At 67.6% G+C, this 13,670-nt stretch carries 12 protein-coding genes and 1 pseudogene; 6 read left to right on the top strand and 7 right to left on the bottom strand.

Features of this window, described 5'->3' with window-relative positions; all coding sequences use genetic code 11:
- The coding region (locus AC2VOK_RS08165; protein WP_428900021.1) for a PE domain-containing protein at positions 1-644 on the bottom strand (644 nt) is incomplete at its 3' end.
- Positions 645-1,083: 439 nt separating this feature from the next.
- On the opposite strand from AC2VOK_RS08165, the gene AC2VOK_RS08160 reads away from it, so the two are divergent.
- Both AC2VOK_RS08160 and AC2VOK_RS08155 read left to right on the top strand, forming a co-directional pair.
- Positions 1,084-2,352 (top strand): PPE family protein, SVP subgroup, encoded by a 1,269-nt coding sequence (locus AC2VOK_RS08160; RefSeq protein WP_428900020.1) that lies wholly within the window; start codon positions 1,084-1,086, stop codon positions 2,350-2,352.
- A gap of 22 nt (positions 2,353-2,374) precedes the next feature.
- Positions 2,375-2,728, top strand: coding sequence for a DUF732 domain-containing protein (locus AC2VOK_RS08155; RefSeq protein ID WP_428900019.1), 354 nt, complete (start codon positions 2,375-2,377; stop codon positions 2,726-2,728).
- Positions 2,729-2,790: 62 nt separating this feature from the next.
- On the opposite strand, the gene AC2VOK_RS08150 is transcribed toward AC2VOK_RS08155, so the two are convergent.
- The gene (locus tag AC2VOK_RS08150; RefSeq protein WP_428900018.1) at positions 2,791-4,908 is read right to left on the bottom strand and encodes a S9 family peptidase; all 2,118 of its coding nucleotides are present in this window, start codon (positions 4,906-4,908) and stop codon (positions 2,791-2,793) included.
- Positions 4,905-5,798, bottom strand: coding sequence for a phosphoribosylaminoimidazolesuccinocarboxamide synthase (locus tag AC2VOK_RS08145; protein WP_428900017.1), 894 nt, complete (start codon positions 5,796-5,798; stop codon positions 4,905-4,907). The genes AC2VOK_RS08150 and AC2VOK_RS08145 overlap by 4 nt, the downstream gene beginning before the upstream one ends.
- A 63-nt stretch (positions 5,799-5,861) precedes the next feature.
- Between AC2VOK_RS08145 and AC2VOK_RS08140 the strand changes: the two genes are divergently transcribed.
- Positions 5,862-6,482 carry a hypothetical protein gene (locus AC2VOK_RS08140; protein ID WP_428900016.1) on the top strand — a complete coding sequence of 207 codons (621 nt, stop codon included), beginning with the start codon at positions 5,862-5,864 and terminating at the stop codon, positions 6,480-6,482.
- A gap of 46 nt (positions 6,483-6,528) precedes the next feature.
- Here the strand turns inward: AC2VOK_RS08140 and AC2VOK_RS08135 are convergent, their stop codons facing one another.
- Together AC2VOK_RS08135 and purB are read right to left on the bottom strand one after the other, a co-directional pair.
- On the bottom strand, positions 6,529-7,794 hold the full coding sequence (locus AC2VOK_RS08135; protein ID WP_428900015.1) for a cytochrome P450: 1,266 nt from the start codon (positions 7,792-7,794) through the stop codon (positions 6,529-6,531).
- The gene (gene purB, locus AC2VOK_RS08130; protein ID WP_428900014.1) at positions 7,791-9,209 is read right to left on the bottom strand and encodes an adenylosuccinate lyase; all 1,419 of its coding nucleotides are present in this window, start codon (positions 9,207-9,209) and stop codon (positions 7,791-7,793) included. The genes AC2VOK_RS08135 and purB overlap by 4 nt, the downstream gene beginning before the upstream one ends.
- A gap of 290 nt (positions 9,210-9,499) precedes the next feature.
- On the opposite strand from purB, the gene AC2VOK_RS08125 reads away from it, so the two are divergent.
- Positions 9,500-10,228 carry a DUF429 domain-containing protein gene (locus AC2VOK_RS08125; RefSeq protein WP_428900013.1) on the top strand — a complete coding sequence of 243 codons (729 nt, stop codon included), beginning with the start codon at positions 9,500-9,502 and terminating at the stop codon, positions 10,226-10,228.
- Here AC2VOK_RS08125 and AC2VOK_RS08120 read toward each other — a convergent pair.
- Both AC2VOK_RS08120 and AC2VOK_RS08115 read right to left on the bottom strand, forming a co-directional pair.
- A complete protein-coding gene (locus AC2VOK_RS08120; RefSeq protein WP_428900012.1) occupies positions 10,225-11,643 on the bottom strand; it encodes an APC family permease in 1,419 nt (472 codons plus the stop codon). The two genes, AC2VOK_RS08125 and AC2VOK_RS08120, sit on opposite strands and share 4 nt — an antisense overlap.
- Positions 11,644-11,746: 103 nt before the next feature.
- Complete coding sequence (locus AC2VOK_RS08115) at positions 11,747-12,364, bottom strand: TetR/AcrR family transcriptional regulator (protein ID WP_421531434.1); 618 nt, start codon at positions 12,362-12,364, stop codon at positions 11,747-11,749.
- A gap of 73 nt (positions 12,365-12,437) precedes the next feature.
- Between AC2VOK_RS08115 and AC2VOK_RS08110 the strand changes: the two genes are divergently transcribed.
- Together AC2VOK_RS08110 and AC2VOK_RS08105 are read left to right on the top strand one after the other, a co-directional pair.
- Positions 12,438-13,361 carry an alpha/beta hydrolase gene (locus tag AC2VOK_RS08110; RefSeq protein ID WP_428900011.1) on the top strand — a complete coding sequence of 308 codons (924 nt, stop codon included), beginning with the start codon at positions 12,438-12,440 and terminating at the stop codon, positions 13,359-13,361.
- A 145-nt stretch (positions 13,362-13,506) separates the two neighbouring features.
- A pseudogene (locus tag AC2VOK_RS08105) lies at positions 13,507-13,670 on the top strand (gamma-glutamyltransferase); the annotation flags it as partial.

Here is a 13,670-nt window from a genome sequence, read left to right as displayed (position 1 = left end):
TGGGAGATTTGGGCATTCCACGCATTACTGATGGACTCGTTCGACGGAAGATTGAACTGGGCTTGCCAGTTCGTCAACGGAGTCGAACCGGTGTTGGTGATGGTGTAGTCGCCAGTAAAACCGTTATTCCACTGCAACGTTGCCGTGAAAGTGGCGCTGACACCAGGGGCGTTGGCACTTGGCGACGGTGTTGCCGCACTTGACATCGTCGTGGCAGCAGACGCGGAGCTACCGCTACTACTAGCAGCGGCGTTCGCCGCATGGGCGCCGGCACCGGCACTACTCGCCAGCTGGCCTCCGTTGCCACCGGGGAAAGCACTGAAAATGCCACGAAGCGCTTGCACGCCGTTTTGCAGTGGCGAGGCGTTGGACGCCTCGGCGCTCACATACAACTCTGCGGCGCTGGTCAAGGTACGTTCCATGCTGACGTGAAATGCCGCCGCTTGGGCAAGCAGAGCGCCATACTCGCGGCCGTAGCTTCCGAATAAAGCCGCGATGCTTTGCGACACTTCGTCGGCCGCCGCCGATGCCACGCTGGTGATCGGACTCGCGGCCGCCGTAGCAGCACGAAGCTGTACGCCGATACCGCCGACATCCGCAGCAGCTGCCGCCAGTGCGCTCGGATCGGAAACCAAGAATGACATGTCGAATCCCCTCGTATACCCCATAACGCCGCTGTCTCGTCTTGATCACGGTGTTATCACGACGAGACAGTATTCTGGGCCAGCCGGCGATGCTCCGTAGTGAAAAACGAAAAACTCGCCAAACGTTCCCCTCAGTGGCGGCCACTCGGCACCAGCTATCCGTCCCCCGTGCGGCTGGCTTAGGTGAGGCACGCCGTGTCGTGGACGACACCGGCGGTCAGCGGCTATGATGAACACAAAGTTACGTCGTGTTGTACCGTTCGATCGCCTTGCTCGCCGTCGTACTGTGGGCTTCTCACGTGCGATGTATAAGGCGCCTAACGCGAACGGCACGATCGCAACTCGACTTATCTGCGCAGCGCAAGCAGACGTCGCGAATGGCCCCGGTGCGACCGGTGAGGCCAACATCACTGACGGCCTGACAAGAAGGACCTCAGCTGTGGATTTTGCGATGCTACCTCCTGAGATCAATTCTGGCCGGATGTATTCGGGTCCCGGATCGGGACCGATGCTGGCCGCGGCATCCGCGTGGGACAACCTGGCAGCCGATCTGCATGCCACAGCCGCCTCATACGAGGGGATAACTTCAGGTTTGACGAATGGCCCGTGGCTGGGCGGCGCCGCGGCATCCATGGCGACCGCGGTCACTCCGTACATTGCCTGGCTCCGCGCGACAGCCACTCAGGCGGAGCTGACTGCCGTCCAAGCCAAGTCGGCCGCCGCCGCCTACGAAAACGCGTTCGCGCTCACCGTTCCGCCGCCGGCGGTCACCGCCAACCGAGTTCAACTCAGCGCGCTGATCGCGACCAATCTCTTAGGCCAGAACACCGCGGCGATCGCGATCACCGAAGAACGTTACGCGCAGATGTGGGTGCAGGATGCCACCGCCATGTACGGGTACGCCGGCCATTCGGCAGCGGCGTCGACGCTGGCGCAGTTCACCGCGCCGCCCAACACGACCAACCAGGCCGCAGCGGCCACAGCACCGGTCGGCGCCGCCGGCAACCACGCATCGGCGTTCGCGGCAGCGGTTCCGCACACCCTGCAAGCGCTCACCGGACCGCAGTCATCGACATCGCCCCTGTCGGAGCTGACGTCGGTGTTGGACTCCTCGCCTTTGAAAACTCTGCTGGAAACGCCCTCGGTGACGAGCACCGCTGCCTCCTCGGCCAGCACGTCGGCGTCGTCGGCGTCGGTCGGGGTCGGAACCAGAGCATTCCTCGCCGCGCAGGCGCTGTCCGTCCACGAAGAGGCTGCCGGAGTGATCCGCGGTGCCGCCGGCGGGCACCCATTCGGATCGATGGTTTCGGCGACAACGGGCGGCGGAGGCCCCTCCGTGGCCGCAGGGTTGGGCCGGGCATCGACGATCGGGCGTTTGTCGGTGCCCCAGGGTTGGCTTGCGGCCGCCCCCGGGGCCAGGCTCGCCGCTGCCGCCCTGCCGCTGAGCAGCGCGAGCTCCATGGCAGCCGCTTCGGCAAGCGGAGGCAGCAACCTCCTCAGCGAGATGGCGCTGGCGGGAATGGCCGGACGGGCTCTCGGCGGTACCCCCGGCGCCGGCCGCAACCCGGAGCGCACGGGACCGAAAGGGACGATCCGTTCGGTGGCGGAGATCGCGGCCGGCCTGCGCGAACTTGGCGAACTGCGCGAATCGCATCTACTGACCGACGAGGAATTCACAACATTGAAACAGCGACTTCTGGGATTCTAGATCCCGACATTTCCAATCCCGCATGATCGAAGGAGCCGAAAGGATCTTCAGAGTCGCATTGATTTCGTGCGCGCTTGCCACCGCCGCATTCTGGCTGGCAGCACCCGCCGTCGCCGACGAATCCGCATACATCGCGCGGCTGAACAAGGCGCAGGTCGCCCACATGTCCCAAGCCGACGCACTCCATTGGGGGTATGCCACCTGCAACATGCTGCGTTCCGGCGCCACGGTGCCCGAAGCCGTCACGATGCTGGAGGAATCCGCTGGGTTCAGCAATCGTCATGCCGGGGTGGTCCTGGGCGCCGCTGCCGCCGAACTGTGCCCCGACCAGTACCAGGCCGTGGTGAATTGGGCTCACGATCAGTTCGAGGAGTGACAACGCGACCTCGACAGGGAAGGAAAGCCGGGCCGCGTGACGTCACCGATCGCGCCGCAGCCTTATCCGCGCCCGTAGCTGTTGGGATCGGCGACGGCCAGCAGCCACGCGTATTGGAACGCGGTCTCCTGCCACGCCTTGTAGCGGCCGCTGACGCCGCCATGGCCGGCGTTCATCTGTGTCTTCAACAACACCGGATTGCCGTCGGTGTTGGCGTGGCGCAGCGCCGCGACCCACTTGGCCGGCTCGACGTAATACACCCTGGTGTCATTCAGCGACGTCATCGCCAGGATCGCCGGATACTGCTTCGGCTCCACGTTCTCATACGGCGAATACGACTTCATGTAGGCGTAGACATCCTTGTCGCTCAACGGGTTTCCCCATTCGTCCCACTCGGTGACGGTCAGCGGCAAGGACGGGTCCAAGATAGTGGTCAACGGGTCGACGAACGGGACCTGCGCGAGGATGCCGGCGAACAGGTCCGGCGCCAGGTTGGCCACCGCGCCCATCAGCAGGCCGCCCGCGCTGCCACCCAACGCCACCAGTTGCTGCCGACTGGTCAGCCCCGAATCCACCAAATCCCTTGCCACCGAAACGAAGTCGCTAAAGCTGTTCTTCTTGGCCAAGAGCTTGCCGTGCTCGTACCACAGCCGGCCCATCTCACCGCCGCCACGGACATGGGCGATGACGAACACCATGCCGCGGTCCAGGAGCGACAACCGGGCGATGGAGAACGCCGGATCGGTGCAGATCTCATAAGCGCCGTAGCCGTAGAGCAAGGTCGGAGCGGGGAATCCGATTCCGGTGCGATACACGATCGACACCGGTACGCGGGCGCCGTCGTCGGCAAGGGCCCACTCGCGCCGCTCCACGTAGTCGCCGGGCCGGTAGTCGCCGAGCACAGGCTGTTCACGCAGCAGTGTCCGCTCTCCGGTGGCCAGGTCGACATCGTAGATCCGCACCGGGGTGACGAAAGAGCCCACCCGGATCCGCAGCTTCGGGGAATCCCAGTTCGGGTCCGCGCCCGCGCTGACCCACATCAACTCGGAGTCCGACGAAATCTCTTCGGGCTCACCATAACCGCCTTCGGCGTTCAGCGGCCACAACTGGACGCGGGGCAGCGCCGCACGCCGGTAACTCACCACCAGGTGGTCGGCGAAGGCGTCCACGCCCTCGATCCGGACGTCGTCGCGGTGTGCGATCAGGGTGCGCTGCCGCGTGGGATCGTCGACCGGGGATTCAACCAGGGTGAAGTTGACCGCGCCGTCATTGTGCAGGATCAGGAACCGATTCCGGCCCTCGACGACCGCGTGTTCCACCGCGTAGTCGACCCCTTCGCGCCGTGGCAGCACGACGGTGAACCCGGCGTCCGGGTCGGAGGCGTCCGCATACCGCCACTCGGAGGTGATAGCCGAGGCCGCGTTGAGCAGGACGTAGGCCTTGCTCCGGGTCAGGCCCACCCCCAACCAGAACCGTTCGTCGGCTTCGTGATAGACCAGCTCCGCCGGGTCGCCGAAGCCGAGCCGATACCGCCATACCTTGTCGGGGCGGTGGGCCGCATCCAGGGTCAGGTAGTAGACCGTCCGGTTGTCGGCCGCCCAGGTTCCCCCGCCCGCGATGTCGACGATCTCGTCCTCGAGCGATTGGCCGGTGCGTAAATCCTTGAACCGCAACGTATAGCGTTCGTCGCCGACCGTGTCGACGGAATACGCCAGTAGGTTGCCATCCAGGCTGACCATGGCCGCGCCCAGCGCAAAGAACTCATGACCCTGTGCCTCGGCGTTCGAGTCGAGCAGAATCTGCTCACCGGGTACTTCGATGTTCTCGTCCAGCGCCGGCGGGGTCCAGTCGTCGGGACCGGTGACCGGGCAACGGCACTGGACGCCGTACTGCTTGCCCTCGAACGTCCGCGAGTAATACCACCAGTCACCCTGCCGGGTGGGCACCGACAGGTCGGTCTCCTTGGTACGTGCTTTGATCTCGTCGAAAATCTGTCGGCGCAGCGGTTCGAGGTGATCCGTCATCCGGTCGACGTAGTCATTTTCGGCCTGCAGGTGCGCGATGACTTCAGGGTCAGCCTTGTCGCGCAGCCATTCGTAGGGGTCGACGAAGACGTCCCCGTGGTGCTCGCGGCGGGTCTCAACCCGGTTGGCCACTGGGGCGCGGGGCGCTTCCGTCATGCGGCCGGGCCGATCCAGTCATCGAAGCTCAGACCGGAAATGCGTTCGTAGGCATTGATGTAACGGTCACGTGTGGCCTCGATGATGTCGTCGGGCAGCGGTGGCGGGGGGTTCGAGCCGTGCCGTTCCCAACCCGATTCGGGACCCGTGAGCCAGTTGCGGACGAACTGCTTGTCGAAGCTGGTCTGCACCACACCGGCGCGGTAGTCCTCGGCCGGCCAGTACCGCGACGAATCAGGGGTGAAGATCTCGTCGGCCAGCAGCAAGTTCCCGTCGCGGTCGGTGCCGAATTCGAACTTGGTGTCGGCGATGATGATTCCCTTCGTCAGAGCGTGTTCGGACGCCTGGACATAGATCTGCAGTGTCCGGTCGCGCAGTTGGTTGGCGCGCACCGCGCCCACCATCTCGATCACCTGGTCGAACGAGACGTTCTCGTCGTGGTCGCCCAGTGCGGCTTTGGTGGCCGGGGTGAACAGCGGTGTGGCGAACCGACTGGCCTCGACGAGGCCTGGCGGCAGCGCAATACCACACACCTCGCCGGTCGCCTCGTAGTCCAGCAAGCCCGAACCCGTCAGGTAACCGCGCGCCACACATTCGACCGGCAGCATCTTCAGCTCGCGCACCACCAGCGCTCGGCCCAGCACCGCGTCGGGGATGCGCGGGTCGTCGGGCGGGCCGGCCAGGTGGTTGGGAGCGTCGACGAAGCCGAAGAAGAACACGCTCATTGCGGTCAGGATGCGGCCCTTGTCCGGGATCGTGCTGTCCAGCACATAGTCGTAGGCCGAGATCCGGTCGGTGGCGACGAGCAGCAGGTGCTCGCCGTCGACGCGGTACAACTCGCGGACCTTGCCGCTGGCCAGGTGCCGGTAGTCGGACAGTGCGGGACGCATCGCGCCAGCCTATCGGGCGCCGGAAACAGGGCCCGGCTCCGGGAGCTGTGCTGGGATCGAAGGATGCGATCGCGGTTTCTGCCCTACGCCACCACACCCGGCCGGCTCGCGGGCCAGCTGTTCAGTGACTTCGCCGTCTTCCTCTGGACGGGGATCTGGCTGCTCGTCGGTCTGGCCGTCTACGACGCCATCTCGACGATCGCCGAGGCCGGCCGGCAGGTGGAGGCCGGTGCGCACGGCATCGCCGAAAGCCTGGCGTCCGCCGGTAGCGGCGCCGGACGCATCCCGCTGCTGGGTGACGCGCTCAGCGCGCCGCTCACCTCTGCCGGCCAGGCCGCCCGCGAGATCGCCGGCGCCGGACGCACCCTGAACACCACCGGCAGCTGGCTGGCGGTACTGCTCGCCATGGCCGTCATCGCCCTTCCCATCCTGATCGCCGTCCTGCCCTGGCTGTTCCTGCGCCTGAGGTTCTTCCGCCGCAAACTGGCGGCCACCGCCCTGGCCGCGACCCCGGCCGGCGAACAGCTGCTGGCCCTGCGGGCATTGACGAATCGGTCGCCGCGCAAGCTCGCCGCTGTCAGCCCGGACCCGGTTCGTGGCTGGCGTTACGCCGATCCCCCCACGATCCGGGCACTGGCCGCCCTGGAACTGCGGTCGGCCGGCATCACGATCCCGAACCGGTGACCCGGCTGCAAGGCACGAGGCGGTCCGACCGCGGCGAGCCGGTTCGTCATGGTTGCCGGCACAACTCCACGAACAGATGCCGGATGCCGGTGTGGCGGTTGCTGCGCGTCCATTCGACGGGCCGCACGACACCGACTGCACTGAAACGCGTGAACAGCTCCTCGAACAGGACCCGCAGCTCGAGCCGGGCCAGGTTGGCCCCCAGACAGTAGTGCACTCCCTGCCCGAAGCCCAGGTGCGGATTGGGCTGTCGGGTGATGTCGAAGTCGTCGGCACGGTCGAAGACACCGGCATCGCGATTGGCCGAGCCCTCCCAGACCTGGACCTTCTGACCCGCCTCGATCGGCCGGCCTCCCAGCGTGACGTCGCGGGTCGCGGTCCGCCGCTTCGACGGGGACGGCGACGTCCACCGCACCATCTCCTCCACGGCCGCGGGCAGCATGCCGAAATCAGCACGCAGCGAACGCAATTGGTCGGGATGCTCGGCCAGCGCCAGCAGCCCGCCGGCGACCGCATTGCGCGTGGTCTCGGCACCGGCGCTGAACAGCAGGCTGAAGAACAGGTAAAGCTCGAGATCCGAAAGGACCGCATCCTTGTCGTCGGCGTCGTCCAACACGGCATTGGCCACGACGGACAGCATGTCGTCGGTCGGCTCGGCACGTTTGGCGGCGATCAACTGCTGGCCGTAGGCGTACATCCGCGAGCCGGCCTCCTCGGCCGACGTTCCCGGCGAGAGCTGCGAGAGTGTGGCCTTGCGGGAGGCCCCGAAGTCGAACTGCGGCTCGATGGCCTCGAACAGCCAATGTCGTTCGGACTCCGGCACACCCAGCAGGATGCAGATCATCTGCATCGGCAGTTCGGCCGCGATGTCGACGAGGAAGTCGAACGGCTCGCCGGGCACCACCGCATCCAGCAGGACGCGGGCCCGGCCGCGCAGGTCGTCCTCGACGCGCCGGATCATCCGCGGCGTGAGCCCCGAGCCGACCAGGCGCCGGATCTGGGAGTGCCGCGGGTCGTCCATCATGTTGAGCACTTGGCCCGCGATGGCCAGGTCCTGCAGCAGCGTGCCGCCGAACGGCCGCCCACCACCGGTCACCGACGAATAGGCCACCGGGTTTTTGAGCACCTCAAGCGTTTCCGCGTAGGTGGCGACCGACCAGAAACCCTCGCCGCCGGGGGTGTTGTCGGTCGGCTCATGCCAGTAGACCGGTGCCTCGCGGCGGTGCACGGCGAACAGCTCGTGCGGAAATCCGTTCGCGAAATTGTCCAGATCGGTGAAGTCGATTTCCGCGAGCGCGCCGGCCGCAGTCACAGGATCGCCCCCGGACGGTATTCGGCAGCGTCGGGATGGCGGGCCACCAGCGCATCCACCGCGGCGACGACCTCGTCGACCTGGTCGCCGGCGGCACCGGTGAAGGCTTTCTTGTCGGCCAGCGCGGCGTCCAGCGCCGCGGCGTCCAGCGGCAGCCTCGGATCGGCGGCCAGCCGCTCCAGCAGGTCGGGCTCGGCACCGCGTTCGCGCATGTCCAGCGCGGTGGCCACCGCGTGTTCTCGGATCACATGGTGGGCGGCCTCGCGGCCCATCCCGGCGCGCACCGCCGCGATCAGCACCTTGGTGGTGGCCAGGAACGGCAGGTAACGGTCCAGCTCGCGCGCGATCACCGCCGGGTAGGCGCCGAACTCGTCGAGCACGGTCAGGAACGTCTCGATCTGACCGTCGACGGCAAAGAAGCTGTCCGGCAACGCCACCCGGCGCACCACGGAGCAGAACACGTCACCCTCGTTCCACTGCGCACCGGCCAACTCGGCGGCCATCGACGCATAGCCGCGCAGCACCACCTGCAGCCCGTTGACCCGCTCGCAGCTGCGGGTGTTCATCTTGTGCGGCATCGCCGACGAACCGACCTGCCCGGGCGCGAAGCCCTCGGTGACGAGTTCGTGCCCGGCCATCAGCCGGATCGTGTGGGCCAGCGACGACGGCCCGGCGCCCAGCTGTACCAGAGCGGAGATGACGTCGTGGTCCAACGAACGAGGATAGACCTGCCCGACGCTGGTCAAGACCGTTGTGAAACCGAGGAACGCGGCCACACGGTGCTCGAGTTCGCCCAACTTGGCCGCATCGCCGTCGAGCAGGTCGAGCATGTCCTGCGCGGTGCCCATCGGGCCCTTGATCCCGCGCAGCGGATAGCGGTCGATCAACCCGCGCAGCCTGGCCAGCGCGACCAGCATCTCCTGCGCCGCCGAGGCAAAACGCTTGCCCAGCGTGGTGGCCTGCGCGGCGACGTTGTGGCTGCGTCCGGCCATCACCAGGTCGCGATAGATCACCGCATGCTCGGCGAGCCGCGCCACCACCGCCACCCCGTGGGAGAACACCAGCTCCAGCGACCGCCGGACCTGCAGCTGCTCGACGTTCTCGGTCAGGTCGCGGCTGGTCATCCCCTTGTGCACGTGCTCGTGGCCGGCCAGCGCGTTGAATTCCTCGATGCGGGCCTTGACGTCGTGGCGCAGGACGCGTTCGCGGGCCGCGATCGAGGCCGGGTCGACGTCGTCGAGCACCCGCTCGTAATCGGCGATCGCTGACGGTGGCACCGCAACGCCCAACTCCGCCTGCGCCCGCAACACGGCCAGCCAGAGCCGCCGCTCGGCGGAGATCTTGGCCTCGGGCGACCAGATCGCGACCATCTCGGGGCTGGCGTACCGGGCAGCCAGGACGTTCGGAACGCTCACAAGCACACAGCTTACGGTCGGTCCCGCCCCGACGGGCCGGCTCTCCCCCGCACGCCGAGACCCAGCACAGCCGTCACATCTGCCGCATGAGTCCCGGTGCCTGCGGGCGCATTTTTTGCCCGCCTTCGAGCGACACACCGGGGTGTCCGGCGGCGGCCCGCGCGTTGTCGCTCGAAGGCGGGCCTAACGAGCCCCCTTCCCGGCAGCGGCGCTGGCGGATGTGACACGGCTCGCGCCACCGCGACCCGTAGGTCTGCCGCCTCACCCTCCGGGCCCCCTAACCTGTGCGGGTGCACTTCGCGGGTGTCGACTTGGCCTGGGCCGGGCGCAACCCGACCGGTGTCGCGGTCGTCGACGCGCGCGGCCGCTTGGTGCGCGTCGACGCCGTCCGCGACGACGCCGAGATCCTCGCCGCGTTGCAGCCCTACGTGCGGGGCGACTGCGTCGTCGCCTTCGACGCCCCGCTGGTGGTGACCAACGCGACCGGGCAACGACCGGCCGAGGCGGCGCTCAACCGTGACTTCCGCCGGTTCGAAGCCGGCGCGCACCCCTCCAACACCACCAAAGCGGAATTCGCCGGCGGTCCGCGCGCCGCGCGGCTGGCGCGTGCGCTGCGTCTCGACATGGACCCACGGTCATCGGCCGGGCGGCGTTCTATAGAGGTCTACCCGCACCCGGCGACGGTGGTGTTGTTCCGACTGGCGCGCACACTCAAATACAAGGCAAAGCCCGGGCGTGATCTTGGCCGGCTCAAAGCCGAGATGCTGCTGTTGATGGACGGCGTCGAGGGGCTCGCGCACGCCGCGGTGCCGCTGCGCGTCGCGGGCCACGAAGGCTGGGCGGAGCTGCGCGCGCAGGTGGTCGGCGCGCGACGCAAGAGCGACCTGCGCCGCGCCGAGGACCCGGTCGATGCCGTCGTATGCGCCTACATCGCCTTGTACGCCCACCGCCGCCCAAGCGATGTCACGATCTACGGCGACTTTGCGACCGGGTGCATCGTCACCCCATCGCTGCGTTAGCGGGTGTCCGACAACGCCGGCGCCGGTTCGGCATCCGTGCGCCGCTTCGCCCACCCCCTGCTGACCAGTCGGCCGATCACCGCGATGACCACCCCGCTGGAGATCATGATCGCGGCCAGGACGTACTGCTGCACCGGCCGGCCGAAGAAGGGCATCAGCAGCAGCACCGATGACAGGAATCCGAAGATCGGCAAGGGAGTCGGTGTCCTGAAGTGGGGCCGCCCGACTGTCGACGCGTCACGGCGCAGCACCAGCACCGCGACGTTGACCATGGTGAACACCGCCAGGAGCAGCAACGACGTGGTTCCGCTGAGCACCGAGATCGCGTCCCTGTTCGCGAAGGCGGTCACATACAGGATCAACCCCAACGCTATCGCCGTGGTGAACAGCACAGCGACCCACGGCGACCGGCGGGTCGGGCTGACCGCGCCCAGAAACGACGGCAGCACGCCCTCGCGGGCCATTCCGTAGATCAGCCGGCTGGCCATGAGCATGCCGAGCAACGCCGTGTTGGACACCGCGACCATCGAGATGAACGGCAGGATGATCTTGGTCGGCAACCCGGGGGCCGCGGCCTCGACCACGTCGACGAGCGGCGTGTCGCTGGCCTCCAACGCCTTCACGGGCACCACCGCGACGGAGACGACCGCCACCAGCGTGTAGATGACCGCCGCGATGACCAGCCCGGACAGCAACACCTTCGGGAACGTCCTGACCGGGTCCTTGGTTTCTTCGGCCATGTTCACCGAGTCCTCGAATCCGGCCATCGCGAAGAACGCGAGCGACGTCGCCGCGGTCAGTGCGACGAAGAGGTTCTTGTCGCCGACGTTGAACGCGATCACCCGCGAGTAGTGGGCGTGGCCCCCCTTGACCGACGCCCAAAGCCCGACGGCGATCACCATCACCAGCCCGGTGATCTCGATGAGGGTGAGCACCACGTTGAGCTTCGCGCTCTCCCGCATACCGCGCAGGTTCACCACCGCCAGCGCCACCATGAACAGCATCGCGACCACAACCACGCCCTTGGTGCCCCAGAAGAGTTTGAAGGCGACGATGAAGTTCGACCCGAAAAACCTCGACGCGGTCGCTGCACCGCTGATGCCGACACACATCACCAGGAACGCGACCATGAATGTGACGAAGCGGTTGCCGAATGCCTTATGCACATACAGCGCGGTGCCGGCGGCTCGCGGATATTTGGTCACCAGCTCCAGGTAGCTGCACGCGGTCACCGTGGCGATGACGAAGGCCAACAGGAACGGAACCCATGCCGCGCCGCCGACCTCGGCTCCCACGTCGCCGATCAGGGCGTAGATGCCGGTCCCGAGCATGTCGCCGACGATGAACAACAGCAGCACGCCGGGGCCCATGACCCGATTTAGGTGCGACTCGCCCGCGGTGTCCGCCCTGTCCATGGTTCCTCCCCGCAAGTCCGCCTTCGGACTTCCTACCACCATGCCAGAGGGGTCCAAACACACGTGAGTACCACCCGGCACCACCGTGCTCGTCGTGACGAAGTCAGATCCGCACGGGTCGCTGGTCGATGGGCGCGAGGACGTCGACGAGATCGACCACCGTGTCCAGGGCCGCCGACCTGGGGTCGCGGCCTTCCACGAGGGCGGACACCACCGACCCGTCGACGGCACAGATCAGGGTGCACACCAGTTCGAGGTGGACGGACCGGCCCGATCGCTCGAGCGCCTCGGCGACGGCCTCGGCGCGCTGCCGCAGGCTGCGGCGCATGGTCTCCCGCAACGCGGACAGCCGGGTGCACGCGATGTGCCGCTCGTACCGCGAGATCAGCTGGTCGGTGAGGCCCGGCCCGGAAACGTCCCCCACCAGCAGGTCTACCAGCACCTCAGCGGTGGTTTCGGGCCCCCGGCGCCGCCTGGACAGCGACATGACCCGAGCTCGTAGCTGCGCCACCTCGATCATCCCGATGTGCTCGACGGCGCGAGCGATCAGATCGTCGAGCGAGGAGAAGTAGTACGTGGTCGACGCCAAGGGCAGGCCTGCGCGCCTGGCCACCGCTCGGTGCCGCACCGCCTCGAATCCGCCCTCCGCAAGCAGCTCGGCGGCAGCGCTCACAAGCGCATACCGTCGACGTTCTCCTTTTGGAGTCACAGCTGCGGTCACGAGATGCCATGGTGCCAGTCAAAGTGGTACTGCATTGCCATTTTGAACAAACGGCCCGCCAAACGAACATGGCATGATGACCCGCATGCCGGACGTGAGCCGTCGCGCCGTGCTGGGCCTCGGGACCAGTGCGGCCGTCGGCGCGGCGAGCGCATTTGCCCTAGACAGCGTGCTCAAGCCCCGCTCACCGCGGGCCACGCCGGTGCCAACCGCCCTCTTCACAGCCGGCACCGGCCTGCCCTTGGCGCCGGCCGTACCCCGCGAACCGGCCCCCTCGAGCCAACCCGCCCCCACCATGGTCACGGGCTCCTTCGTGTCGGCGGCGCGCGGCGGCATCACCACCAACTGGGCGATCGCGCGCCCACCGGGCCAGACCATGCCGTTGCGGCCGGTCATCGCACTGCACGGCAAAGGCAGCGACGCTGCCTCCGTGATGGCCGGCGGCGTCGAACACGGGCTGGCCCAGGCCGTCGACGCCGGGTTGCCGCCGTTCGCGGTGGTCGCCGTCGACGGCGGGGGTGGCTACTGGCACACGAGGGCGTCCGGCGAGGACAGCGGGGCCATGGTGCTCGACGAACTGATCCCGATGTTGAGCAACCAGAGCCTGGACACCTCGCGGGTGGCCTTCCTGGGCTGGTCGATGGGCGGCTACGGTGCTTTGCTGCTCGGCGGCCGGCTGGGCCCGGCACGCACCGCGGCGATCTGCGCGGTGAGCCCCGCGCTGTGGCTGTCTCCGGGGGCGGCCGCGCCCGGCGCGTTCGACGGACCCGCGGACTTCGCGGCCAACTCGGTGTTCGGTATGCCGGCGCTGGCGTCCATCCCGATCCGGGTGGACTGCGGCGACAGCGACCCTTTCTATGCCGCGACCAAACAGTTCGTCGCCCAACTGCCCAACCCGCCGGCGGGCGGGTTCTCCCCCGGGGGGCACAACGCCGCGTATTGGAGTTCGCAGCTGCCCGCCGAGCTGACCTGGCTTGCGCCGCTGCTGACGGGCTGACCTCTCTGCTGCGGCTCTGGCGCGGCTCTGGCGCGGCTTCGCTCCGAACGTCACGCCAGAGTGGCCCTGGCCGCCGAGCGTCACGCCAGAGTGACTCTCGCCCCGCGTGTTGAGGCCACGCGCACCGGCGTGCGACGATCCGAAGGTGAGCGCCCCCTTCGACTGGAGCTTGCCCTACGCCTGGCCGCGCAAGCCCGTGTTGGCATCCAACGTGGTGTGCACATCGCAACCGCTCGCCGCGCAGGCGGGCCTGCGCATGCTCGCCGAGGGCGGCAGCGCGGTGGACGCCGCGGTTGCCACCGCGATCGC

The organism is Mycobacterium sp. TH-M116 (assembly GCF_057473685.1).
The sequence above is the reverse complement of the archived record's forward strand: the minus strand, read 5'-3'. Positions and strand labels throughout refer to the sequence as shown.

Excerpts from the sequence above, each read along its gene's own strand:
- AC2VOK_RS08155 (WP_428900019.1), top strand. The coding sequence starts at position 2,375 with ATGATCGAAGGAGCCGAAAGGATCTTCAGAGTCGCATTGATTTCGTGC.
- AC2VOK_RS08150 (WP_428900018.1), bottom strand. The coding sequence starts at position 4,908 with ATGACGGAAGCGCCCCGCGCCCCAGTGGCCAACCGGGTTGAGACCCGC.
- AC2VOK_RS08145 (WP_428900017.1), bottom strand. The coding sequence starts at position 5,798 with ATGCGTCCCGCACTGTCCGACTACCGGCACCTGGCCAGCGGCAAGGTC.
- AC2VOK_RS08140 (WP_428900016.1), top strand. The coding sequence starts at position 5,862 with ATGCGATCGCGGTTTCTGCCCTACGCCACCACACCCGGCCGGCTCGCG.
- AC2VOK_RS08120 (WP_428900012.1), bottom strand. The coding sequence starts at position 11,643 with ATGGACAGGGCGGACACCGCGGGCGAGTCGCACCTAAATCGGGTCATG.
- AC2VOK_RS08110 (WP_428900011.1), top strand. The coding sequence starts at position 12,438 with ATGATGACCCGCATGCCGGACGTGAGCCGTCGCGCCGTGCTGGGCCTC.